At 51.7% G+C, this 22992-nt stretch carries 21 protein-coding genes and 1 pseudogene; 13 read left to right on the top strand and 9 right to left on the bottom strand.

The annotated features are described in order from the left end of the window. The first annotated feature begins 18 nt into the window (after positions 1 to 18). The 6 genes from B1748_RS02795 (at position 19) to B1748_RS02770 (ending at position 7053) form a co-directional block, all read left to right on the top strand. Positions 19 to 930: a sugar phosphate isomerase/epimerase family protein gene (locus B1748_RS02795; RefSeq protein WP_256975498.1), complete on the top strand. Its 912-nt coding sequence runs from the start codon at positions 19 to 21 to the stop codon at positions 928 to 930. Between the two features lie 1328 nt (positions 931 to 2258). Further along, the gene (locus tag B1748_RS02790) at positions 2259 to 3356 is read left to right on the top strand and encodes a fatty acid desaturase family protein (RefSeq protein WP_087566354.1); all 1098 of its coding nucleotides are present in this window, start codon (positions 2259 to 2261) and stop codon (positions 3354 to 3356) included. Continuing rightward, positions 3353 to 3670, top strand: coding sequence for a MocE family 2Fe-2S type ferredoxin (locus tag B1748_RS02785; protein WP_087566353.1), 318 nt, complete (start codon positions 3353 to 3355; stop codon positions 3668 to 3670). The genes B1748_RS02790 and B1748_RS02785 overlap by 4 nt, the downstream gene beginning before the upstream one ends. 16 nt (positions 3671 to 3686) lie before the next feature. After that, positions 3687 to 4922, top strand: a complete 1236-nt coding sequence (locus B1748_RS02780) for an NAD(P)/FAD-dependent oxidoreductase (RefSeq protein WP_218781611.1) — start codon at positions 3687 to 3689, stop codon at positions 4920 to 4922. A gap of 77 nt (positions 4923 to 4999) precedes the next feature. Then, on the top strand, positions 5000 to 6019 hold the full coding sequence (locus B1748_RS02775) for a LacI family DNA-binding transcriptional regulator (RefSeq protein ID WP_087566352.1): 1020 nt from the start codon (positions 5000 to 5002) through the stop codon (positions 6017 to 6019). Between the two features lie 26 nt (positions 6020 to 6045). Then, on the top strand, positions 6046 to 7053 hold the full coding sequence (locus B1748_RS02770; RefSeq protein ID WP_087566351.1) for an aldose 1-epimerase: 1008 nt from the start codon (positions 6046 to 6048) through the stop codon (positions 7051 to 7053). 100 nt (positions 7054 to 7153) lie between these two features. On the opposite strand, the gene B1748_RS02765 is transcribed toward B1748_RS02770, so the two are convergent. Then, positions 7154 to 8062, bottom strand: a complete 909-nt coding sequence (locus B1748_RS02765; protein ID WP_087566350.1) for a helix-turn-helix domain-containing protein — start codon at positions 8060 to 8062, stop codon at positions 7154 to 7156. Positions 8063 to 8187: 125 nt separating this feature from the next. On the opposite strand from B1748_RS02765, the gene B1748_RS02760 reads away from it, so the two are divergent. Then, positions 8188 to 9024 (top strand): phytanoyl-CoA dioxygenase family protein, encoded by an 837-nt coding sequence (locus B1748_RS02760; protein WP_087566349.1) that lies wholly within the window; start codon positions 8188 to 8190, stop codon positions 9022 to 9024. A gap of 60 nt (positions 9025 to 9084) precedes the next feature. On the opposite strand, the gene B1748_RS02755 is transcribed toward B1748_RS02760, so the two are convergent. Beyond that, positions 9085 to 9963 (bottom strand): AraC family transcriptional regulator, encoded by an 879-nt coding sequence (locus B1748_RS02755; RefSeq protein ID WP_087566348.1) that lies wholly within the window; start codon positions 9961 to 9963, stop codon positions 9085 to 9087. 168 nt (positions 9964 to 10131) lie between these two features. On the opposite strand from B1748_RS02755, the gene B1748_RS02750 reads away from it, so the two are divergent. After that, a complete protein-coding gene (locus tag B1748_RS02750) occupies positions 10132 to 11343 on the top strand; it encodes a Gfo/Idh/MocA family protein (protein ID WP_087566347.1) in 1212 nt (403 codons plus the stop codon). A gap of 12 nt (positions 11344 to 11355) precedes the next feature. On the opposite strand, the gene B1748_RS02745 is transcribed toward B1748_RS02750, so the two are convergent. Beyond that, positions 11356 to 12171, bottom strand: coding sequence for a helix-turn-helix domain-containing protein (locus B1748_RS02745; RefSeq protein WP_087566346.1), 816 nt, complete (start codon positions 12169 to 12171; stop codon positions 11356 to 11358). 279 nt (positions 12172 to 12450) lie between these two features. Here B1748_RS02745 and B1748_RS02740 point away from each other — a divergent pair, with 279 nt between their 5' ends. The 4 genes and pseudogenes from B1748_RS02740 to B1748_RS02725 all read left to right on the top strand — a co-directional run. Beyond that, the gene (locus B1748_RS02740) at positions 12451 to 13194 is read left to right on the top strand and encodes a phytanoyl-CoA dioxygenase family protein (RefSeq protein WP_087566345.1); all 744 of its coding nucleotides are present in this window, start codon (positions 12451 to 12453) and stop codon (positions 13192 to 13194) included. A gap of 192 nt (positions 13195 to 13386) precedes the next feature. Then, positions 13387 to 14085 (top strand): RNA polymerase sporulation sigma factor SigK, encoded by a 699-nt coding sequence (gene sigK, locus B1748_RS02735; RefSeq protein ID WP_087566344.1) that lies wholly within the window; start codon positions 13387 to 13389, stop codon positions 14083 to 14085. 241 nt (positions 14086 to 14326) lie between these two features. Then, a complete protein-coding gene (locus B1748_RS02730; protein WP_179215412.1) occupies positions 14327 to 15319 on the top strand; it encodes a tRNA dihydrouridine synthase in 993 nt (330 codons plus the stop codon). Positions 15320 to 15362: 43 nt separating this feature from the next. Beyond that, positions 15363 to 15452 (top strand): annotated as a pseudogene (locus B1748_RS02725) (RNA polymerase subunit sigma); the annotation flags it as partial. 53 nt (positions 15453 to 15505) lie between these two features. On the opposite strand, the gene B1748_RS02720 reads toward B1748_RS02725, so the two are convergent. The 6 genes from B1748_RS02720 to B1748_RS02695 form a co-directional block, all read right to left on the bottom strand. Then, the gene (locus B1748_RS02720; protein ID WP_087566343.1) at positions 15506 to 16324 is read right to left on the bottom strand and encodes a carbohydrate ABC transporter permease; all 819 of its coding nucleotides are present in this window, start codon (positions 16322 to 16324) and stop codon (positions 15506 to 15508) included. Positions 16325 to 16348: 24 nt separating this feature from the next. After that, positions 16349 to 17317, bottom strand: coding sequence for a carbohydrate ABC transporter permease (locus B1748_RS02715; protein WP_087566342.1), 969 nt, complete (start codon positions 17315 to 17317; stop codon positions 16349 to 16351). A 58-nt stretch (positions 17318 to 17375) separates the two neighbouring features. After that, entirely contained in the window at positions 17376 to 18701 is a 1326-nt protein-coding gene (locus B1748_RS02710) for an ABC transporter substrate-binding protein (protein ID WP_087566341.1), read from the bottom strand. A gap of 29 nt (positions 18702 to 18730) precedes the next feature. After that, on the bottom strand, positions 18731 to 19516 hold the full coding sequence (locus B1748_RS02705; RefSeq protein WP_087566340.1) for a tyrosine-protein phosphatase: 786 nt from the start codon (positions 19514 to 19516) through the stop codon (positions 18731 to 18733). A gap of 42 nt (positions 19517 to 19558) precedes the next feature. After that, the gene (locus tag B1748_RS02700) at positions 19559 to 20380 is read right to left on the bottom strand and encodes a metallophosphoesterase family protein (protein ID WP_179215341.1); all 822 of its coding nucleotides are present in this window, start codon (positions 20378 to 20380) and stop codon (positions 19559 to 19561) included. A gap of 201 nt (positions 20381 to 20581) precedes the next feature. Beyond that, on the bottom strand, positions 20582 to 21232 hold the full coding sequence (locus tag B1748_RS02695) for a GntR family transcriptional regulator (protein ID WP_087566338.1): 651 nt from the start codon (positions 21230 to 21232) through the stop codon (positions 20582 to 20584). 411 nt (positions 21233 to 21643) lie between these two features. Here B1748_RS02695 and B1748_RS02690 point away from each other — a divergent pair, with 411 nt between their 5' ends. After that, positions 21644 to 22981: a glycoside hydrolase family 28 protein gene (locus B1748_RS02690; protein ID WP_256975497.1), complete on the top strand. Its 1338-nt coding sequence runs from the start codon at positions 21644 to 21646 to the stop codon at positions 22979 to 22981. Positions 22982 to 22992 lie beyond the last annotated feature (11 nt).

The raw sequence follows: 22992 nt of genomic DNA, 5'->3' as shown, positions 1-22992 counted from the left end.
AAACGGGTGGTGATCGGCGTGAAGAAATCGGCAAATACGCATACATCTGAGGGGCTTTTGAGGCGCATCAACGATGGATCGAGCCTGCCCCCGCGGCTGGAAGTTCATCAATCCTGGTGGGCGATGAACGGACCGTCCGAAGAGGACACTTCGATAGAGCGGAAGCTGGAGCGGGTGGCGGAGGCGGGTTTCGCTGGGCTGCTAAGCCGCCTGCCCGAGCATGGCCAGGAAGACTGGGTCCGATTGCTGCGGAGTCATGGTTTGCAATGGGGCGTCCAGAGCTTTCCGTCATCGGGTGACACGTTCCTTCCGATACTGAAACGGTGCCGCGAGCTCGGCGCGCAATACGTGAACGCTCAGGTCGCAAACAGCTTCGTGACGGGCGACGAGGCCGTTCGTTTGCTAGGCGGGCTGCTGGAGTCGGCCGAGCGAGCCCAAATCCCGATGTTCGTCGAGACGCATCGAGGCAAAATTACGCAAGACCTGCTTAGAACCCTGTCGTACATCGAAGCGCTGCCGGAGCTGCGCCTCACGTTGGACTTATCCCATTACGTTCTCGCGGGCGAGATAACCGCGGAGCAGGATGCGATCGAAGCGGGGCGTTGGTTCGTGCCTTTGTTCCGGCGAGCCTCCTGCATCCATGGCCGGGTATCGAACGGCCAGCAGATTCAGACGGAGATCGGCAGAGAGGGCGACGATCCATGCTCTGCAAGGTTCGTGAGCTGGTGGTCGAGTTGCATGCACGAATGGTTTACAGAAGCGGGACCCGGCGACGTATTTCCATTCGTCTGCGAGCTTGGTCCGGCGCCGTACGCCATGAAGTCGGGAGATGACGAGCTATCTGACCGTTGGGAGCAGGCGCTCATTCTTAAGAGGCTGGCCGAACGGGCTTGGGCATCGGCTGTTGGCGCTGGCTTGGGGAGCCAATGAAGCCTAAAAATATGCTTCGTTTGCCGTATGGCTGGCTCAAAGAGCCAATGAAGCATAAAACTTCGTCTACGTCACTCGCCTGTTCTGCCCCCGGCTAAGCCCAATAAAGCGGATATATCCGCTATAAAAGTCCGAACGCCCCCGGCTAAGCCCAATAAAGCGGATATATCCGCTATAAAAGTCCGAACGCCCCAGGCTCAGCCCAATAAAGCGGAAATTTCCGCTATAATATTCCGAACGCCCCCGGCTAAGCCCAATAAGGCGGATATTTCCGCTATAATATTCCGTTCGCTTCCCGCTCGCAGGGTGGTGTTAACCAGAACGAACAAGGACTTTTTAAAAACCGAAAATGCCGAAAATCGACAAAAAACGGACAGGAAAACACTATTGAGTCGTAACCGGATAATAAGCTTCAGCAGTAATGGGAAAATAGGTTGGCGGTCATTTTTGCGACTATAAGTAGGCGAACGAGCAGCTGTAGGCGTTAAAAACGCCGATGGACCGAAAAGTAACGCTGATTAGCGTGCTTAGTCGTTAGAAACGCTTATGGCTCCAAAAAGTAGGCGAACGAGCAGCTGTAGGCGTTAAAAACGCCGATGGACGGGAAAGTAACTCTGAATAGCAGCCATAGTCGTTAGTAACGCTTATGGCTCCAAAAAGTAGGCGAACGAGCAGCTGTAGGCGTTAAAAACGCCGATGGACGGGAAAGTAACTCTGAATAGCAGCCATAGTCGTTAGTAACGCTTATGGCTCCAAAAAGTAGGCGAACGAGCAGCTGTAGGCGTTAAAAACGCCGATGGACGGGAAAGTAACTCTGAATAGCAGCCATAGTCGTTAGTAACGCTTATGGCTCCAAAAAGTAGGTGAACGAGCAGCTGTAGGCGTTAAAAACGCCGATGGACGGGAAAGTAACTCTGAATAGCAGCCATAGTCGTTAGTAACGCTTATGGCTCCAAAAAGTAGGTGAACGAGCAGCTGTAGGCGTTAAAAACGCCGATGGACCGTTAAAGTAACTCTGAATAGCAGCATAGACGATAATAGGTCTTTGGCTAACGCAAACGAATGGTGAGAAAAAAAGGAAGAAAGGAAGCGAGTTTGACGACAGATCGCATATTTGAGCTTGACAGTCATCCTTCAGGTGATTTTATTCTTCTCAGGAACATGAGTGCCCGATCGATAAATTGTATATTGCCGATCGGGGCAAATCAGAATATAATAATGTTGTGCCCGGGCACGGAAAGGTCGAAGCCGATTTCGTGCTTCTTCTTTCCTCATAAATGTGCCCGGGCACGGAAATTGATTTTTTTAATCATAAAGGAGGTAGGCTCATGGCAATCGTCGTGCAAAAAAGAGATTACAGCTTGACCGGTCCGGAGGGCAAACGAGCCGAGGAGCGGGGGCTGGCCGCGGCGGAATGGTATGCAACCCCAATCCCGCGCGCCAAGATGAAGGAACTGATGAAACGAAAGGACGGACCCGCGATCCGTGATACGCTCATTTGGTTTGCTACGCTTATTGTATTGGGTTATCTCGCTTATTTGTCCTGGGGCACATGGTGGTCCATTCTCGCTTTTTTTGCATACGGCACCTTTTACGCTTCGCCCGGCGATTCCCGCTGGCATGAATGCGGACACGGCACAGCCTTTAAGACGCAATGGATGAACGATGTCGTCTACCAGATCGCTTCCTTTATGGTATTGCGCTCTGCGACGCCATGGCGCTGGAGTCATGCCCGACATCATACGGATACGATTATCGTCGGGCGCGATCCGGAAATTTTGACCGAAAGACCGCCAATTTGGAAAATTATTGTGATGCAAATTTTTCATCTGTATGGCGGACCGATTGAGATCAAACGTTTTTTCCTGCACACGGTCGGCAGGATGGAGGTACAGGAGAAGGAATATATCCCTCCAACCGAACATCATAAAGTGTTTCGCGAGGCCCGGGTATACTTGCTCATTTTTGCGGCCGTTATTGCCGCATGTATATATACCGGCAGCATTTTACCGGCGATGTTTATTGTGCTGCCTTCGTTCTACGGCAACTTGATGGTGCTGCTGTTCGGCATGACGCAGCATCTCGGATTGTATGAAGATGTGCTGGACCATCGCTTGAATAGCCGAACGGTCTATATGAATCGCGTATTCCGGTTCTTGTACTGGAATATGAACTATCACGTCGAACATCATATGTTCCCGATGGTTCCGTATCATGCGTTGCCCAAGCTGCATCAGGAGATGAAAAGTGATTGCCCGGAGGCGCGTCCCGGACTTTGGGCGGCGCTCAAAGAAGTCATTGGCGCATTGCGCAAGCAAAAAGAGAATCCGGCTTACGTCGTCGTCAAGCCGCTGCCGCCTACGGCACAGCCGTATATGCACGATTTCGACAAACAAACCGAACAAAGGAGCCAGATGCCATTATGAGCGGAGAATGGATTGAAGTATGCGCAGTCGATGAGATTGAAGAGGAGGATGTCATTCGATTCGACCATGGAGAGCGCACTTTTGCTGTATATCGTACGGACAAGGGACATTTCTACGCTAGCGACGGCTATTGCACGCATGAAAAATTTCATCTGTCTAACGGTTTGGTCATGGGAAACGTCATTGAATGCCCGAAGCATAACGGCCGATTCGACATTCCGACCGGCGCTGCCAAGCGCGCGCCCGTATGCGTCGACCTTCGAATGTATCCGGTTAAGGTGGAGTCGGACAGCGTGTTTATTAAGATCGATTAGACAGGAGCGGCAGAGGATGAATGAGAGTGGAATGGTTGTCGTCGGAGCCGGCGAAGCCGGGGTCAGGGCCGCGCTGGAATTAAGAAGTTTGGGATGGGACGGCGAAATTACGTTAATCGGGAACGAAGGTTTATTGCCGTACGAGCGGCCCAAGCTGTCCAAGGAGTTGCTGATAGCGGTGGAGGAGCCGTCTTTGGCAGCGGTAGTAAGCGAGGCGCAGCTGGCAGAGGAGCGCATCGACTGGGTCAGCGGCGATGCCGTGCGCCGCATCGACCGAGAGGGGCATCGCGTGGAACTGGCCAGCGGGAGAGAAATTCCTTACATGCGGCTGCTGCTGGCAACAGGAGCCAAGCCGAGAAAGCTGGAGATAGCCGGGGATGGAGCGGGTGATCTGATCTATCTGCGCCGCTACGAGGACGCGGTTCGTCTCCGCGAATCGCTCCGGAATGGCTCGCGCGTCGTCGTTATCGGCGGAGGGTTTATAGGTCTGGAAGTTGCGGCAAGCGCTATACAGCGAGGCTGCGCCGTTACTTTGCTGGAAGCGGGTCGCCGTCTGCTGGCCCGGGGCGTGCCCGAAGCTATAGCGAAAGTTGTGGAGCAGGAACATCGGAAACAAGGCGTTCGCATTGTTACGGGCGCTTCCCTGGAGCGAATCGACAAGGGAGCAGGCGAATTCAAGCTGCGTCTTGCCGATGGAACGGTAATTCCGTGCGATATCGTAATTGCCGGCATCGGAGCGGTGCCGGAAACCGCACTTGCGGAAAAAAGCGGACTTGATATAGACAATGGCATACGCGTCAACGAGAAGCTTCAGACCAGCGATTCAAATATTTTTGCCGCCGGCGATTGTTGTTCCTTCCCGCATGTCTTGTTCGGCAATCATCGGATCCGGTTGGAAGCTTGGCGCAATGCGGTGGATCAGGGGATGCATGCGGCAGGCAATATGCTAGGTTCGGAGAAGCCGTACGGGGTCGTGCCTTGGTTCTGGTCCGACCAATACGATCTGACGCTGCAGGTAGCCGGGTTTACCGATCGCGCCGTTACGATTGTGGAACGGAATATGGGCGAAGAGGGACAAATTTATTTCCATCTAAATGAAGAAGGAACTGTTGTGGCCGTTAGCGGAATTGGCTCAGGCGGCTCGTTAGCCAAACATATCCGGATCGGAGAAATGCTGGTTGAGAAGCAGGCCAAACCGGCGGCGGAAGCTCTTGCCGACCATACGGTAAGGCTTAAGCAACTGATGCGTTGACGCCGTCTTGATAACGTTCTTCCATTCTTTCATAATAGAATCCATAGACATACTCAGGACAGGATGGGAGATTGCGCATGAGCGTAACGATTCGGCAAATAGCGGTAAAAGCGGGCGTATCCAGAGGAACGGTTGACCGGGTCTTAAACGACAGGCCAGGCGTGAAGCCGCACGTCCGGGAAAAGGTGATGGCTATCGCCGAAGAATTGAATTATGTACCTAATGCCGCGGCCAAAGCGCTTGCATTCAGCAAAAAACCGTTGCATGTCGGCATCATTATGCCGCCTAGGGAGATCGAATTTTTTCAGGAAATACGAGACGGTATCGAGGAAGCCGCCGATGAGCTGAAGGGGTTCGGCATCCAGCTTGAATATTGTTATGTCAGCAATCAAAATCCGGAGGAGGGTGCTGCCGTCATACGCAAGCTTGTGAAAGACGGCGTAAACGGCATTATGTTTTCGGTTATGGATGATGACCTCATTCGGCTAAGCATTAATCAAGCGGTGGACAGCGGCGTGCCGGTGATCACCTTCAATTCGGATGTCGAGCAGTCCAAACGGATATGTTTTGTGGGTCAGAATCTTCCCCAAAGCGGCCGCATTGCGGCGGGTCTAATGGCGCGAGTGCTTCGTTCTCCGAGCAAGGTGTTGGTGGTGGCGGGACATTTGAGCATTTATGCGCATCGTGCCAGAGTAAAGGGATTTGGCGATCATTTATCGGGCAGCGGCATTGACATCGTCCAAGTGATTGAAGGTTACGATCGTTTTGAAGATACCTACGAGAAGCTGAAGGAGGCGTTGACCAGATACCCGGAGATCGAGGGGATCTATATGGCTACGGGCCATATAGGCGCATGTATGGATGTGGTCAAGGGGATGAACAGACCAAATCGATACCGCATTATAGCGAATGATTTGATGCCCGAGGTGGAGCAGGGGATGCGAGAAGGATTAATCGACTTTACCATTGTCCAGAATCCTGCCCAGCAAGGTTATCGTTCGCTTCGCATGCTGTATGAGCTAATCCTGAACGGGAAAATGCCGGAGCAGCAATATTATTATACGGAAACGAGTATTGTCATTCCCGAGAGCTTGTAGGAGCAGGCTTGGAAAGGACGAAGTCGATGCATCAAAGCCAATATGAAGCCAGACAGCACGAACGGGACGGCGCGATCGTGTACGAACTGAGCGATGCCAGACATAAGGCGGTCTCGGAGATTATGCCCGAAGCAGGCAACAATGCCATATCATACAGCTGGCGAGACATTCAGGTACTGTCGCCTCCGCCGAATGCGGCGGCGTTTAAAGCTGATCTCGGCGCGAGGACGCTGTACGGGACGCCGATTTTGTTTCCGCCCAACCGTATAAAGGGAGGAACATACATCTTTAACGGCAACAGGTACCAGTTGCCGATCAACGAACCGCCTCATCATCATTTGCATGGGGAACTGTTGCGCAGAGCCTGGAGCGTTACCGATTATGGCGCATCTAACGAACATGGGGCGTACGTGACAGGCAGATTCGAGTTAGCGGCGCATGCCGACATCATGGATTATTTTCCCCATAAGCTCACATTCGACGTGACTCATCGGCTATATGAAGGGCGACTGTTGATGGAAGCGACCATCTCCAACCATGGCAAACAATTGGCTCCATTTGCATTCGGGTTGCATCCTTATTTTCATCTGCCGCCGGAAAAAGAGACTTCCGTTCAGTTGACCGTCCCGGCTCGGGAAGAATGGCCGGTAACAAATGAAGCTTTCGTCACCGGGCTGCCGTCGCGATCCGCGCTGGCGGAGAAGTTGAACGACGGGGAAGGCATCTCGCTAAGGGACTATCAGGAGCTTGGATGTTCACTTGTTACGCTAGCGGATGGTGAACGTGTAAGCCGTATTTATATGAAGGAAAGCGGCTATCGGATTGCCTATGAGACGGATCGGAGCTTTCCGTTTCTTGTGCTGTTTAAGCCCGATTGGTCATCCGCCTTTTCATTGGAGCCGTACACGTATGTGACCGATGCGTTTAACTTGCCATACGATGCCGGCCTGACAGGCAGCAGGGGGATCGAACCCGGCGAGGTCGTGCAGCTGCGAACCGCGATGTGGGTGGAGTTGTTGGGTAATGGAGACTGACCAGTACCATCGCGAACTTATGATGTCCATCTTATGCGGCCTCGGAATTCGACCGCGGCGCTTCGAAGAAGTTCGTCATTGACCCGCATGGGATGATCAGCTAGCCGCGGCTTCTCGAGGAGTTATCCCTCGCTGAGCCGGAAACGCGCCATTGAGACGGCGTGCAGCCGATAAATCGTTTGAACACGGTCGCAAAATGCTGGCTTGACGCATAACCCAGCCGATACGCAATATCCGTTACGGAATGCTCCGTATCGGTCAGCTGCCGACAAGCTTCCTTTACGCGGAGCCGCTCGGAGAATGCCGTCGGAGCTTCTCCCGTATAGGCTTGGAAAGTGCGGTAGAAGTGGGAGCTGCTGACGCCGGCCGTCATGGCAAGTTCGTCGACTGTGGGCCGCCACTCCGGTTCTCGCTCCATTCGGGCGATCAACGCGTCATAATGGTGAAGCAAATCGTGAGCGATCGTATCCGATCTTGCGCCCGATTGTATCAAGGCGAGCAAGGTATCGAGAAGCGCGCTGCGCACAGCGACACTGCGGAGAGGGCTTTCCGAAGATATCGCATCTTTTAACTTCTGGAACGATTGCACCGGAAACAATCCGACCTGCTTCACGCGATGCAAGCGTTCAATCGCATCGCTGATGAGACGGGTTTCTTCCGGCGGGAGTCCAAGCCAGGCATGCCGATGAGGCGCTTCGATGATCAGCCACCAAAATTTGCAGGGTTCGATCGCGTTGAATCCGCCGCTGTGCTTCTCGCCCGGTCTGGAGTGGAACAAATCGCCGGCATAGGTTTCGAAGAGGTTGCCCTCAAGCTCCCAGCTCGCTTTGCCTCTCTCTATAAACACAAATTCATAGCAACCGGGATGTTGATGCTCATATAACGGAGCAGCTTTGCGGAGCTCATCGCTTCCAAGCATGACAAGTTCCGGTACACGCTGCACGGGCGGGTCGATTTCAGTGTTAAATGTCCAGCGGGCTTTAGACTTATCGGCATCAGTTTTTCCCATGAGTCACCGTCCTGATTGTTTCTATAACTATTCCGTGTTTCTAATCCTACTCAATACCGGCGCGAACGTCAAACGAATCGCTCTAGTAGTATGCTAAGGACATCCAATAGTAGGAGGGTGTTTCGATGCAAATAAAAGCCGAGAGAAGCTACAAAATTACGCAAGCGGATAAGGAGATTTTCGCCCGCGACGGGTACTGGATCAGCCCCAAGCTGATTGACGACGAGCAGATTGCACGATTGCGCCAAGCGCATGAACGCATTTGGAGCGGGGATTACGACGGCGACGGTTATCCGATGAACCACTTCCGATTAAGCGACAACCCGGATGCGCTCCGCAAGCTGGACAACGGCTGGTGGGTTAACGACGAAATTCGAACTGTCGTCACGGATCCGCTGATTGGAGAATTGTCTGCCGAATTGCTGGAGACGGACGAAATTCGATTGTGGCACGACCAAGTCATCTACAAGCCTGGAATCGGAGACAAAGCAACGAAGGCCGGCAATGTCGGCTGGCATCAGGACTACGGGTATTGGCAATGCTCGGATACCTCCGATATGATTACCGTCTGGATCGCTCTGCAGGATACGGACTTGACCAATGGAGGCATGATGACGATTGCCGGATCTCATAAGTGGGGATTGGTGCCGGACAGCGATTCGTTCTTCAATCAAAATATGGAAGAGCTGAAACACAAATATTCGGATGGCCGCGACTGGGTGGAGGAGCCTTGTATCCTGAAAGCAGGGCAAGCAAGCTTCCATCACGGGCTTACGTTCCATGGCTCGGGACAGAACCGGACAAACGAGCCGCGCCTGTCGGTCGTCGCCCATGTGATGAAAGGCGGTACCGGGTATCGTGCAGGAATCCAGCGCCATGACAACATTCGGCTGTTAGGACCTAGACCGACGAATGGACAGCTGTTTGCAAACGATTATTTTCCGATTCTTTATAAGCGGTAAACTGGCGGGAAGTGATTGGTGAATTATCTAGGTTGCGCATGCGTCGATCCGGAAGATCATTTACGGGAGTTGGCTTCGTGACCCTTCGGTCATATAGTAAGTCGAGCAATAACGGGACAGGCTCATGCCTGTCTTTTTTTTGAACATTTTGCCGAAAGTATGGACGTCGGCGTAGCCGACCTTCTCCGCAATCTCGCCGATGGACAGATTGGATTGAACGGCGAGCTCTTTGGCTTTCTGTATGCGAAGCCATGTCAAATACGCCATTGGAAGCAAGCCGAATTCTTCCTTGAACAGCTTGCACAAGTAGTTCCGGGACAGTCCGGATACTTGTTCCAATTCTTTTAGCCGTATGTCCTCGTTATACCGGTTTTGAATCTCGTTTTTGACATGCATTAGCGTGGCCGCGTTTTTCCTCTGAATCGGCGAGAGGTTGTTCAGCTTGAAGCTTTTGGCCGCTTCGGCCAACGTATGGAGTAATAAACGCTGGCATTCCATCTGATGCAGGACGCCGGGCTGATGGTAATGCATGACGATTTGCTGCAGCCAATCGTCGATCGGATGGTCGGAGAACGGTCCGAAACGATGCATGTTCCCGTACAATTCTTCCGATGGAAGGCGGCGATCGCCGAAGTGGAAGACAATCGATATGCAGGAATAAGGTTGTCCGGGCACGGTCGCGACCGAATGATTTTCGTAAGGGCGATGAATAATCAGATCCCCTTGATTCGTGGTATAGGCGTTTCCTTCGATCTCGTATATCGCTGTTCCGCGGCACACGTACTGAATTTGATATTGCTTGTGATGACCTGTTTTTTTCTCCCAACGATCGGGGGCGTGGAATAAATGAGCTAATGTGATATATGGCGGTGCGAAATAATCGTTTAAGTGATCAATCGTCTGCTCGGGTTCCCAATAGGCCATATCGATCCTGTTCATCTTTGTTGCCCTCCTTCACCTTATGCCGATACAAACGATCATAGCCGAGCGGCAGACGAAAAGAAAGTGTAATTGGCAACTTATTTGCAAAGTGCAGCTAAATACACGTCGCTTAAGTTTCGGTAATCTGAATAGGAGAGATTTGAATCCAATGAGGAGGAATTTGCAATGGGGTTGAAAATAGGTATAGCTGGAGCTGGCATGTTCGCCAAATCTTTTATTCCTTTGTTTAAGGCACATCCGCTGGTGGAGAAGGTCGCGATAGCCGATACGGTTCCGGAACGGCTCAAGGAAGCGGCGGCCAAATTCGGAGTTTCGGAAACCTATACTTCGCTGGACGACTTATGTAAGAGCGATGTGGATGCGATCGCGATCTTCACCCAGCGGCACTTGCACGGCTCGCATACGCTCCAGGCTCTTCGATCGGGGAAACATGTTTATTGCGCGGTACCCATGGCCCACTCGCTTGAAGACATTGCTTCTATTATTGAGGAAGTGACGCGCAGCGGATTGATCTACATGACGGGGGAGACCAGCTACTATTATCCGAGCACCATCTATTGCCGGGATCGATTCGCTAAAGGCGATTTCGGCAACTTCGTCTACGGCGAGTCCCAATATCTTCACGATATGTCGCATGGGTTCTACGAAGCGTTCCAGCATTCGGGCGGAACGGAATGGAAGAAGGCCGCAGGATTCCCGCCCATGTATTATCCAACGCATTCGGTCAGCATGATATTATCGGTGACGGGAGCGGCTGCCACCCATGTATCTTGTCTTGGGTACCGAGATCGGCACGAAGACGGGATCTTTCGGAAGCAAGCCAACTATTGGCATAACCCGTTCAGCAACGAGACGGCGCTTGTGCGAACGTCGGACGGGGGGATGTGTCGATTCAACGAGTTCCGCCGCGTCGGCTGGTCCGGCAACAACAGCGTATACATGAGTATGTTCGGCACACAAGGCAGTTATGAGGAGCACGGCCAATCCTCGATTTGGACATCGATCCGACCCGGCGACCTGCAGGATGTAAGCGCGCTCCTTCATAGCAACGATTACGTGAATCAGGATGCCGATCCTTCCATCCCAGTCGATCTGCGCCGGGATTTCGAGAGCGGACTTAGCCTCGTTCATGATGCAGAGCGATTGCCGTCCTCGTACCTGGGGATGCCGAACGGTCATTTCGGATCGCATCAGTTTTTGGCCGATGATTTCGTCAAAGCCGTCACAGAGCATAAGCTCCCGCCGACCCATGTGTGGAACGCCGCCAAATATTGCGCTCCGGGCATCGTCGCCCATGAATCGGCGCTACGCGAAGGCGAAATGCTGGCGATTCCCGATTTCGGCGGGCCGGCTGCAAGCTGGAACAAGCTCGATTAAGAGGACACCGAATTAAACGTTGCGCGTGCCGCCCCAAGAACGCTGCCGCAGTTCCGAAGCTGTGCATCCCGTTGTCCCCTTGATCATTCGGGCAAAATGATGCGACGTTTTGAATCCGCACCGGCTCGCGATTTCATTAATGGAAAGGCCGGTGTTCGTCAATAAGCTTATCGCTTGTTTCATTCGGTATTGCCATAAGTATCGAACAGGAGAAGTCCGTTCATATTGTTGGAACAGACGGACCAGATGCTCCGGGGATACGCCTGCACAGCTCGCCATATCGTGGAGTGCGATGTCGCCTGCGTAATGTTCGTGAATCCAACCAAGCGCCGCGTAGACGGCGGGGTGCTTCTCTTTCTGCCGAATCTCTCTCGATAATTCCATAGGAAGAAGCTGCAGGGCGGCGAGACCGAATGTGCGCATAATGGAATCGTCGGAAGCGGCTTGCGATTGGACGAGGAGCATGAGGTCCAATAACCGATTCATGTCTTCCGAGATCGGATAACATTCCAGATCGGCAGGCCGTTCCTCTGCAGGGGCGGGTTCCCACGAAGGCACATGAATGGAAATCCAGCGATGCCAGCTTTCTTCGGTTGGCGAGAAGAAGAAATGTTCCTCTTGCCCGGGATACAGGATAATGACGTGGCCCGGCGTTACGCGGTACATTCGTCCGTTTACGGATAGGTTTAAGTCTCCCGTGTACAACATGACCAGTTGAATGTCTTGTTGATTTCTCGGTCCGAATTTGCCGCCGGGCGGGTATACGATCGAACCGGCGTACACGAATTCGATTTTATCCAGTGCAACAACCGTTTGCTCAAGCTGCATAAAGCGACACCTCCTTGTGTTCATTGTAGATGGCTGAAGAGTGATGATCAAGAAGAGATACAAAGCTATCATGAGGATTCGCCGTTGCAACCAGCATCCTATCCAACAAGACGTCATCACATTTCGTGACGGCGTTTTTTGTTGCGGCTAAGATTATAGGTGGATTTGAAATATCAATCTCAGACACATATCCGCTAATTGTATCCATTGTGGAGAAGGGGCGTTCGCTGTATTCTGACTCTATTAAGAGAAACGTTTCTAACATGGAGGGAATAACAAATGACTAATAAGTATACAGCGCCAATTCAACCGTTAAGTCAAGACAATGTCGACTTTTTTAGGGAGCAGGGGTATTATCTCTTCAAAAAGGGAATGAGCGAGGATTTAATCGATGCCTTTAACGGACACATCTACGATATTCGCAACCAATCCCCGATGCCAGAGTGGGCCGCCGTCGAAGAAAGCAAAAAATATTCGCTGCGCCTGTTCAATCCGCATAAACATGACAGCTTCTCCAGGCAGCTCATGAAAAACAATATCGTACGCGGAGCATTGGCGCAGTTAATGGGCAAGGAAGCCGTATGCGTTCAGAGCATGTATTTTTACAAAGAACCCGGCTCTCCCGGTCAAGCGTCTCATCAGGATTATTATTATATTAAAAACGACCCTATGACCATGATTGCTGCTTGGACGGCAATGGAGGAATCCGTTGATGAGGAAAACGGTTGTTTGTGGGTCATGCCGGGTACGCACAAGCTGGGACTGCTGCCGCATGGCGCGGTCAAAAATATCGAAGAACACGAATCGTGGACCGAGGAGACGGAAGGCGTCGATACGAGCCGGCAAATCCCGGTTGTCATGGAAAAGGGAGATATCCTGTTTTTCAGCGAGCTTCTTATCCATTCCTCGAACAAAAACCGAAGCAAAGATCGCTGGCGCCGCTCATACGTTTGCCACTATATTCGAGAAGATTCCAATGTTCTTCACCGCGAGGACTTGCGTCAGAAATATCCTTTATACTAGTTAGCGCAAATTTGATGTATGTCGATATTGCCGTTTACAAGATGGATTCCTTGCGTACAGGCACACATGGGCCCTTGCCTACATACAATGTACAACTGACGTTCTAGTGGGCATGGGCCGGAAACGCGAACCGAAGATTCGGCTTTCGTTTCATCCGCGGTTCTGCCAATACAGCATGGGGGTGTACGAAGGATGGGATTGTTCTCGGCAATTGCTTTGTTTATTAAACAGCTGACTCTGCTGGTCTCGTATGTCAAAAACAACGCGTTCCCTCAACCGCTCAAGGAAGAAGAAGAAGCCAAACATCTTGCGCTTATGGCAGAAGGCAACGGAGACTCGCGCAACATCCTGATCGAACATAATTTGCGTCTTGTCGCCCATATTGTAAAAAAATTCGACAACACCGGCGAAGACCTCGAAGATTTAATCTCCATCGGCACGATCGGCCTGATCAAAGCGATCGAAAGCTTCCAAACGGGCAAAGGCACGAAGCTCGCGACCTTCGCCGCTCGCTGTATCGAAAACGAAATACTTATGCATCTTCGCAGCTTGAAGAAGACGCGCAAGGACGTATCCTTGCATGATCCGATCGGCACGGACAAAGAGGGAAACGAGATCACCTTGATCGACATCCTCGGTACAGAGTCCGACGACGTGGCGGATAAAGTGCAGCTCAAGATCGAGAAGAGCAAGATTTACAAGAACCTAGACATATTGGATGACCGGGAGAAGGAGGTCGTCATCGGCCGGTTCGGGCTGGTGCACGGCGGGGATGAGCGGACGCAGCGGGAGATCGCGAAGGAGCTGGGGATTAGCCGGAGTTATGTTTCAAGGATTGAGAAGCGGGCGCTTATGAAGTTGTATCATGAGTTTTATAAGGTGAAGAAGTGATAATAGCCCCAACACACAGAATACCGTTAGTAATATATGTACCAGTTGATGTAACTTCAAAAAATGAAACCAAATGGCAGAGATGTCGTTTGGTTTTTTCATGTTACATACTAGACACATGAGAGTGTTTTGGTTGGCTATGAATAGTATAGTGCTCAGGCCATTGGCTACCGGCAAACTTAATAGTTGCATGATAAAAATATGTTATAATGGTGTTTATTTTAGCGATTATCGTATACTGATGAGAGGAATGGAATTAAAGTTGATTGAAAATTTTTGGGAGGAATTACCTAAACCGTTTTTTGTACTTGCTCCTATGGAAGATGTAACTAATGTTGTGTTTCGTCATGTTGTGAGTAAAGCGGGTAGACCTGATGTTTTTTTCACTGAGTTTACAAGTACGGAAGGTTACTGTAATCCAGATGCTATATATAGTGAACGTGGGAGATTATACTTTACAGAAGATGAACAGCCTATGGTTGCACATATTTGGGGAAATAACCCTGATTATTATAGGGAAATGAGCATAGGTTTAGCTAAGCTTGCATTTAAAGGCATTGATATTAATATGGGCTGTCCTGCTCATAACGTCGCAGCTAAAGCTAAGGGTAGCGGACTTATTCTACAACCTAAGCTTGCAGCAGATATTATACAAGCTACTAAAGCAGGTGGATTACCTGTAAGTGTAAAAACCAGACTTGGCTATACACATGTTGATGAGTGGCGTGAGTGGTTATCACATATATTGCGACAAGATATTGCAAATCTTTCTATTCATCTACGAACCAAGAAAGAAATGAGCAAGGTGGCTGCTCATTGGGAGCTTATTCCTGAAATTAAACAGCTTCGTGATCAGATTGCACCCCATACATTATTAACGATTAATGGAGATATAGCTGATCGAAAAACAGGCTTAATGCTGGCAGAACAATATGGAATTGATGGAATTATGATCGGTAGAGGTATATTTAAAGATCCATTTGCTTTTGAGAAAACACCTAGAGAGCATAGCAGAGACGAAAAAATGGAGTTATTAAACTACCATATTGATTTATATGATAAATATGCAACAGAACTAGAACCGAGACCATTTGTTCATTTACTTCGTTTTTTCAAGATATATATTAATGGATTTGATAAGGCAGATGAGTTGAAAAATGAGCTCATGCAAACGAAGTCAACAGATGAAGTACGTCAAGTGCTACAAAACTTTACTAATGATAGTGTTAAATAATCGCGAGGGCGATCCAATTTCAGAACTTAGCGTTAAAATCACGATGGCTCTGCTTTGTGACCACAACGTCAAAAAATTCGATAATACCGGGGAAGATTTAGAGGATTTGATCTCGATCGGCACCATCGGTTTGAATCGAAATAGCCCCGGACTCTCGCGTCCGGGGCTATTTCTGTCCATCTACATTCACTTGATGCCAAATCGAATAAACGAGTCGACGATCTGCCTGCGAAGCACGAGGTAGATGAGCAGGATCGGCAGGCAGGACACGGTGGTCGCCGCCATGAGCGACCCCCACATATTCGTGTCGGAATTGACGAACAGCTTCAGACCGATCTGAATCGGCGCGCTATTCATATCCTTGGTCACCAGCATCGGCCACAAATATTCGTTCCACGCATTGATGAACTGTATGATGCCTAGCGAAGCCACGGTGGAGCGGATATTCGGCAGGATGAGCCGGGTGAGAATGCCCCAGTCGCTCAGCCCGTCGATGCATGCCGCCTCGATCAGCACGCCCGGGAACGATTGAAAGGCCTGATACAACGATAGAATGGCGAACGTGGAGACGCCGAATGGCAAGACGATGCCAAGCAACGTTTCGTTCAGTCCCATATCGTTGATGAGGACGTAGTTCGGGATCATGATCGCCTGGAACGGAATGAGCCAGGTCACGCTGAGCAGGGCGAAGATAAGCGATTTCCCGCGGAACCTCCACCTTACGAGCGCGTAAGCGGCGAGCAGACCCGTTGCCAGTTGCAGTACCGTCATGAGGATAGACACGCCGAACGAGTTGAAGATCATCCGCACGATCGGCATCTGAGAGAAAGCGTAGCTGTAATTCCCGAATGTCGGCTGAAGCGGGAACAAGCTGGCGGTAAAGATCTCCGACTCGTTCTTGAGCGAGGAGATGACCATCCAATACAACGGGATGATGGCTGCCGCGCACATCAGAGCAAGCGCTCCATGCTGGAACATCGAGAGAACCTGAGACCGTTTATTCATGATTGGCCAATCTCCTTTGAAGCGTTAATTATCATAAAAGGCGAACCTGCGGGATACGGCATTTAGCGACAGCGCAATCAGCCCGAAAAGGACAAAGAACAGCATGGCGGCCGCCGAGCTGACGCCGACGTTCAAATTCGAGAACGCGAAGCGATACATTTCGTAATAAATGTTCGTCGAAGTGCCGTAAGGACCGCCCGTCGTCAGAATATCGATATACGCGAACGTCCATTGGCTCGAGAACAGCAGGCTCATGGTCAGCATGAACAGAATCATAGGCGACATGAGCGGAACCGTAATGTACAAAAATTGGCGGAAGCTGCCGGCTCCGTCGATCGCTCCGGCCTCATAATATTCCCGGTTAATGCCGGTCAAAGCGGCAGCGAACATAATCGTGCTGAATCCGAGCATCTTCCAGCCCGTAATCAGCAGGATGATCCACTTCGCCCAAGACGCATCCGAGAAGAATGCGATCTGTTCCTGAACGAACCCGAGTTTAAGCAAGAGATGGTTGACGATCCCGTTGGACGGATGGAACAACCACCGCCATATTGCGCTTACGGACACCGGCGCTAGAATCATGGGAATAAAGAACAGCGCGCGATAAAAATTTTTCATGCTCGGATTCATCTGGTTCGTCACAACGGCGAGTACGAGCGGGATGGCTATCGAGAACGGCAGCAATCCGAGCGTATAGAAAACCGTGTTGCCGATCGCTCCGGCGAAAGCTTCGTTCTGCAGCAGCCGCGTGAAATTATCGAAGCCGACAAACAGCTTGTCCGTGCCCGGAACCATGCTCCACTTGTGGAAAGCCAGATAGAATGTATGGATCAACGGTTTGTACATCCAGATTCCGAGCAGGATGGCCGCCGGCAGCAAATATAGGTAGGGCTTTAGCTTGCGCCAGAGCTTGGAACTGTTCCAATTGCGCGCAGCCGCCTTCTGTTTCCCCTTTACAAGGGGAGAGTACAATTCTTCCATTGTTTTGCTCATCGCGATTCCTTCCTTGTCCAAAGAACTGCGTCTTGCCGAGTATTGCTGTATGGCTGCATTACTGGATCATGCCATTGATTGCGTCCTGGGCCTTGGTCAATGTATCCGCGACATCATCGTCCGATGTAATGGCTTTGACGATGGCATCCGTAAACAACGTTGCGATTTCGGTTGCGTTGTCGCCCGGCCAGATCGCTACCGGCTTGATTTTCTTCAGTTGCTCCAGGTTGATCTTATACAGCGGATTTTGCTCGACAAAGTCCTTCAAGCCGTTCGGATCATCGGCCAGCCCCGTGCGAAGCGGCAAGTAGCCGACCTGTGACGTAATGATCGTGTAGCCTCTGTCGCCGGTCACGAACTTGATGAATTCCCATACCGCCGCGTTTTTATTGGAGCTGTCCGGCCGCACGGCCAGCACGCTGCCCGAGTTGACGGGAACGGCTTCCTGGTCGGCGAACCGAGGCATGCCCGCACCGTACAGCTTCCAACCGCCTGCGTCGGCCGCTTGCTTCGCGCCGCTGTGGAGCGCCGTGGAGGAAGCGTACATACCCAAATTGCCCGCCATAAATTGCTCGGAGAGCTCGGCTTCCGTGCCGGCAGCCGATGCGCCATTCTGGTACAGGTCCTTCCACATGCTGATCGCTTCAGTGCTTTCCGGGCCTGCGAACCGCGCCTCTTTGCGGTCGTCTGACAAGACTTGTCCGCCGTTGCTGAGGATGAGCCCCTCCGTTATCCAGCCGTTGCTAGGCGCGAGGCCGAAGCCGTCCTTGCCGGTTTTTTCTTTGATCTGAAGAGAGGCTGCTTTAATCTCTTCCCATGTCTCAGGCGGCTGCTCCGGATTGAGCCCTGCCTCTTGAAACAGTTTCCCGTTAATGAACACGATCGGCGTGCTGAACGTGAACGCCAGCCCGTACATCTTGCCGTCGATCTTGCCCAGCTCTAGCGCGTTAGGCGATATGCCCTCCAGATGCCTCTCAAGCTCCTCTTGCGGGAACGTGTCCTCGTAAGCCTTGAAGCCAAGGCTTATGCGGGAGCTGTCGAGCGTGCCGAACGGATGCTGGACGATGTCCACCGCCTTGCCGGCCGAGATATCCGCCTTATACTGCTGCATCGTCGCGTCCGGCACGCCCTCGACGATAACGCCTTTCTCCTTGCCGATCGTATCGTTGAATTCCTTGATCAACTGCTCCATCCCCGGCTTCATCGTCGGATAGGCGAGGCTGTACGAATAGAAGGCAACTGTTGTCGGATTGGCCGGATCAAGCGTCCCCATCTCCGCTTGCGTCGCCGAGACGTTGTCGCCGCTTGCACCGCCGCAAGCGCTGAGCCCGATCATGGCGCCTAACGAGACAAGCGTCATAGTTCGTTTCGCAATTCGTTTCATTAATCGATTCCTCCAGATTTCATTGTGGACTATTCCAGGCAATAGGCTTGAATGTGTTGACGCGCCTCGTCATCAATGCCGAATTCGGCTTCGAGGTACCGTTCGAAGGTGCCGTACTCCTGATCGATACGGTTTCGCGACGCGTTCAGATAGCGCTCCTGCAGCTTCATCGCAGCTTCGATTTCGCGCAGATCATCCATGCTCACATACTGAGCCGCGATATCGAACATATGCCGATGAAACCCGGCCAGCGTCACATTGGACAATAGATAATCCTCCATCACGGTCTCGTACGGAACGCCCAATGTCAGCAGGATCAGCATGCTGCCGATGCCGGTACGGTCACGTCCGCCGGCGCAGTGATGAACGAGCGGCAAATTCGATGCCGGCGACTTCAACAGCTCCATCAATTGCTTGTACGAAGCGTTCCGAATCGGCAGATCGGTGTAGAGACGGTCCAGCATATCCTTCGAGAATTGCTTATGCAGACCTTGCGCGAACATTTGGGCAAGGTCCAAATCCGGCTGATCCTCGGCGCCCGCATTCGCGGGGACTCGGAGATTGACAGCTTGGCCGATCTGCGGATCCGGCTTCTTCTCGGCTTCCGCTCGGTTGCGATAGTCGAACACATGCTTGAGGCCAATCCCCTCTAAGGCCAGATGATCGTCAGGCGTTAGGCCGGTCAGCTCGGCGGCGCGGAACAAGAGCCCTTGTTTGACCGTACGGCCATCCGTCGTGCGAAGGCCTCCCATATCGCGGAAATTATATACCCCCTGAAGGGGGAGCAGGCAAGCTGGCATTAATTCATTAGTCATGGTTAAGGCTCCCTGTCGAATATTATTGGATGGGACGAGCGATTAGTGCTGAGCGGCAAGCATGGCAAGCGGGAAACGAAGATATTCATCCCGGCCCCCCGGCATGACAACGGTCTGAACCGACACGCCTTCCGGATTGACGCTGACCACATTGTAGCTGCAGTAGTCCACCATGCTGAAGTGGTCATCGTCCGCCAACTCGCCGGTAAACGCCGTGCCGTTCGCCGCGATGCTGCAAATGCCGTTGTACGTGCCGACATTGTTCGTATGAACATGGCCCGCCACGATGCAGACAACGTCTGTTCCGGCTAGCACTTGGCCTAGCTGCTCGCGGTCGGCCAGCACATGCTCAGCCGGCATCGATTCGATCGTCAGCAGCGGATGGTGAAGGGCGATGATCGTACCGCGGTCGGCCGGCGTGCTCAGTTCTTCCTCCAGCCATGCGAGCTGTTCGTTGTCGATACGGCCATAATGGTGCCCTGGAGTCTGAGAATTCAAGCCGATGAGACGAAGTCCTTGAATCGTATGGCTGTAGTAGTACGGCTGCTCGGACGGCTCTTCCTTCAAGAAGCCTTCGCGGAACGGAGCGCGATGGTCATGGTTGCCAAGCACCACGTAGACCGGAATGCCGAGTAAGGACGATCCTTCATCGACAAGTTCGCGAATGTATTCGTAGTCCTTCGTGTTGCCTTCATGCGACAAGTCGCCCGTAATGACGACAAACGATGGATTGACGCGATTCTGCTGAATATGCGCGAAGACCTGTCTGACTTTATCCGCCAGATTGAATTTGACGAACGGCCCTTCCGTGTGCGGTGCGTTCATGTGCGTGTCGGTGAGGTGAACGAATTTTATTGGATTCATTTGATTTCCCTCCATTTGGCTTTTTATCTTGCATACAAGAATCATATTTGTTGTATGTAAGGCTAGTGTTAAATGAATAATTAGATTTTATAAACAAGCCGCCCCCGATTTACGAGAAATACAAAAAAGCCCTCGGCGCATCGTGCGCCGAAGGCTATGAAAGTGATGGCATATAATGGAGCGGGCGTGCATTCGGATTATTCAAGTCATATAACCGTGGCGAAGCAAATCCTCGCGCATATTGCGCGAATGCTGCTGAATGATCGTTTTGGCTTCCATATAGTTCTGATTAGAGAGATGATCCAGAATTTCCTTGTACAGCTTCCTCCCCGTATATGGGCGGTTATTGCCCTTCGTCAATCGGTAGGCGACGACGAAGTACAGCAGCTTATCCCTGTGCAGCTCGAACGTATCGATCATATACCGGTTCTGCAGAGCCGTAAGCAGCGTACGCATAAACATCAGGCCGTTCTCGTAATACTCGCGGTACTTCTGCTCCTCGCTTGCCTTCACGAGCCGGTCGTAATGCGATTGCATCGCCTCTAAGTCCAACTCGTACATGCCCTGAGCCATTCGGTCCAAGGCGAACGAGTACAACGCGCCCAGCAAATCGAAAATATCATACAGATCTTTAATGTCGATGCCTTTGACCAGAATGCCCCGTTTGTACAGCGTTTGGACGAACCCTTCCTTCTCGAGCAGCGATACGGCGGCGCGGACCGGGGTTCGGCTCATGCCGAGTTTCTCGGCTAGCTCGCTCTCCGAGAACAAATCTCCGGGCAGATGCGCTCCGTCCAGAAGCTGTTGGCGTATAGATTGGTAAGCTTTATCGACAAGCGGTATTTCGGACATAAGATGGCTCCTCTATTCTCGAGCAGTTCATACCTGCAATACTCAATAGTATAAGGGAACAACCTAATTGCTGACAACCAGACAAATCCTGATACGAATCAGATCATGCAATGAACCTGCACGTAGTGCTAGGTGAATACGTAATATCAAGTTTGTGACCGATCCGAAGGGTATTCATATTGAGTTAAGTCTTACGGTGGTCGAGTACTCGGGTTACGGTAGTGGATGAGGAGCCGGCGATGCCGGCTTTTTCAGTTTAAAAACCATCAAATCGGCATTTTGATAAAACGAGAACTTGAACACTCGTAAGTATGATATTAAAGTGATAGGGAAGAGGCTTTCAGTGTTACCGTTACGACAAGGTTACGAAGACGGTATTTGGAATGATTGCTTTCAAGGAGGAGAACTTCGTTGAGCTATTTAAAAATTTGGGATGCGCCAGCAGGTGCGGTTGGCCGGGATGATTTTATCGTAAGCGTCCGTGCTGCCGGGGAAAACTGGCAGCCGCTTTTCGTATATGAAGCGAAGGTGGACATGCATAACGTGAGACGTGCCTCCATTGCCTATTTCGACATGGAAGGAAGCGTGGAGGTAAGGGTCGAGAGCCGGAAGGAAATCGTACGGCAAGTCGTTATCCGGCCTCTCTCGAAACAAATTCCGTTCAAGGTAGAAGGAGCGGCAATAACCTTCCGTTTGAATGAACCGTGCAAGCTGTCCATCGAAGTGAACGGTGACCGCTTCGGCAATCTTCATCTATTCGCGAATGCTCCGGAGGAGAATCCGCCGGAAGCGGACGGTCCGAACGTCCTGTTCCTGAAACCTGCCATCCATCGGATGGAGGATGTTTATCAGTTGGCCGGCAGTCCGAAGGAGCCGGGAGGCGCGGCGCCGGACGTGATTTATTTCGGACCCGGGATGCACTATCTGGAGGAGACGATCTTCCGCATCCCGTCGGGGAAAACCGTCTATATCGCCGGCGGCGCCATTGTCGTCGGCTCGCTTGTCTGCGACCATGTGCAGGATGTAACGATTCGTGGCAGAGGCGTGTTGTATTTATCCGATTTCCACCGGTTCTCCGCGTTCCGGGGTGTGAGGATCACCTATTCGAACCATATTAGCGTGGAAGGAATCGTGCTGCTGGACCCGCCGCACTACAGCATCTACATCGGCAAGTCCGATCATATCCGGATTCGCAACTTCAAGTCCTTCAGCACGCGGGGGTGGTGCGACGGCATCGACATGATGTCAAGCTCGCATATCGAGATCGAAGATGTATTCCTTCGGACGTCCGACGATTGTATAGCCGTATACGGAAGCCGTTGGGATTATAAAGGGGATTCGCGCTGCGTAAGGGTCAAGAACTCCGTCCTTTGGGCTGACGTAGCCCATGCGATGAATATCGGCGGACATGGGGACTACCGCCGGGGAGGCGACTTGATCGAGGATATCGAGTTCAGCAACATCGATATATTGGAGCATCATGAGCCCCAGCCCGGTTATTGGGGCGCCATGAACATTAACGCCGGAGATAATAACACGGTACGGAACGTCACCTTCGACAACATCCGAGTGGAGGATTTTGAGCTGGGCCAGCTCTTGGACATCCGTGTGGTATGGAACGAGAAATATAACTGGAGTTGTCAAAAAAAGTGCAGTTTGAAAACACCCTCATTCAGAAATCTCGTTACTAAGCTGCCTGTGACAGCATTCTTTCGCGATAAACAGCTGGGGGCCAGCCCCCAGGATTAGAGGTGTAGATC

Source organism: Paenibacillus sp. MY03 (assembly GCF_002165585.1).
Taxonomy (GTDB): Bacteria; Bacillota; Bacilli; order Paenibacillales; family Paenibacillaceae; genus Pristimantibacillus; species Pristimantibacillus agaridevorans.
The sequence above is the reverse complement of the archived record's forward strand: the minus strand, read 5'-3'. Positions and strand labels throughout refer to the sequence as shown.

Excerpts from the sequence above, each read along its gene's own strand:
- B1748_RS02790 (WP_087566354.1), top strand. The coding sequence starts at position 2,259 with ATGGCAATCGTCGTGCAAAAAAGAGATTACAGCTTGACCGGTCCGGAG.
- B1748_RS02785 (WP_087566353.1), top strand. The coding sequence starts at position 3,353 with ATGAGCGGAGAATGGATTGAAGTATGCGCAGTCGATGAGATTGAAGAG.
- B1748_RS02780 (WP_218781611.1), top strand. The coding sequence starts at position 3,687 with ATGAATGAGAGTGGAATGGTTGTCGTCGGAGCCGGCGAAGCCGGGGTC.
- B1748_RS02775 (WP_087566352.1), top strand. The coding sequence starts at position 5,000 with ATGAGCGTAACGATTCGGCAAATAGCGGTAAAAGCGGGCGTATCCAGA.
- B1748_RS02770 (WP_087566351.1), top strand. The coding sequence starts at position 6,046 with ATGCATCAAAGCCAATATGAAGCCAGACAGCACGAACGGGACGGCGCG.
- B1748_RS02765 (WP_087566350.1), bottom strand. The coding sequence starts at position 8,062 with ATGGGAAAAACTGATGCCGATAAGTCTAAAGCCCGCTGGACATTTAAC.
- B1748_RS02760 (WP_087566349.1), top strand. The coding sequence starts at position 8,188 with ATGCAAATAAAAGCCGAGAGAAGCTACAAAATTACGCAAGCGGATAAG.
- B1748_RS02755 (WP_087566348.1), bottom strand. The coding sequence starts at position 9,963 with ATGAACAGGATCGATATGGCCTATTGGGAACCCGAGCAGACGATTGAT.
- B1748_RS02750 (WP_087566347.1), top strand. The coding sequence starts at position 10,132 with ATGGGGTTGAAAATAGGTATAGCTGGAGCTGGCATGTTCGCCAAATCT.
- B1748_RS02745 (WP_087566346.1), bottom strand. The coding sequence starts at position 12,171 with ATGCAGCTTGAGCAAACGGTTGTTGCACTGGATAAAATCGAATTCGTG.
- B1748_RS02740 (WP_087566345.1), top strand. The coding sequence starts at position 12,451 with ATGACTAATAAGTATACAGCGCCAATTCAACCGTTAAGTCAAGACAAT.
- sigK (WP_087566344.1), top strand. The coding sequence starts at position 13,387 with ATGGGATTGTTCTCGGCAATTGCTTTGTTTATTAAACAGCTGACTCTG.
- B1748_RS02730 (WP_179215412.1), top strand. The coding sequence starts at position 14,327 with ATGAGAGGAATGGAATTAAAGTTGATTGAAAATTTTTGGGAGGAATTA.
- B1748_RS02720 (WP_087566343.1), bottom strand. The coding sequence starts at position 16,324 with ATGAATAAACGGTCTCAGGTTCTCTCGATGTTCCAGCATGGAGCGCTT.
- B1748_RS02715 (WP_087566342.1), bottom strand. The coding sequence starts at position 17,317 with ATGAGCAAAACAATGGAAGAATTGTACTCTCCCCTTGTAAAGGGGAAA.
- B1748_RS02710 (WP_087566341.1), bottom strand. The coding sequence starts at position 18,701 with ATGAAACGAATTGCGAAACGAACTATGACGCTTGTCTCGTTAGGCGCC.
- B1748_RS02705 (WP_087566340.1), bottom strand. The coding sequence starts at position 19,516 with ATGACTAATGAATTAATGCCAGCTTGCCTGCTCCCCCTTCAGGGGGTA.
- B1748_RS02700 (WP_179215341.1), bottom strand. The coding sequence starts at position 20,380 with ATGAATCCAATAAAATTCGTTCACCTCACCGACACGCACATGAACGCA.
- B1748_RS02695 (WP_087566338.1), bottom strand. The coding sequence starts at position 21,232 with ATGTCCGAAATACCGCTTGTCGATAAAGCTTACCAATCTATACGCCAA.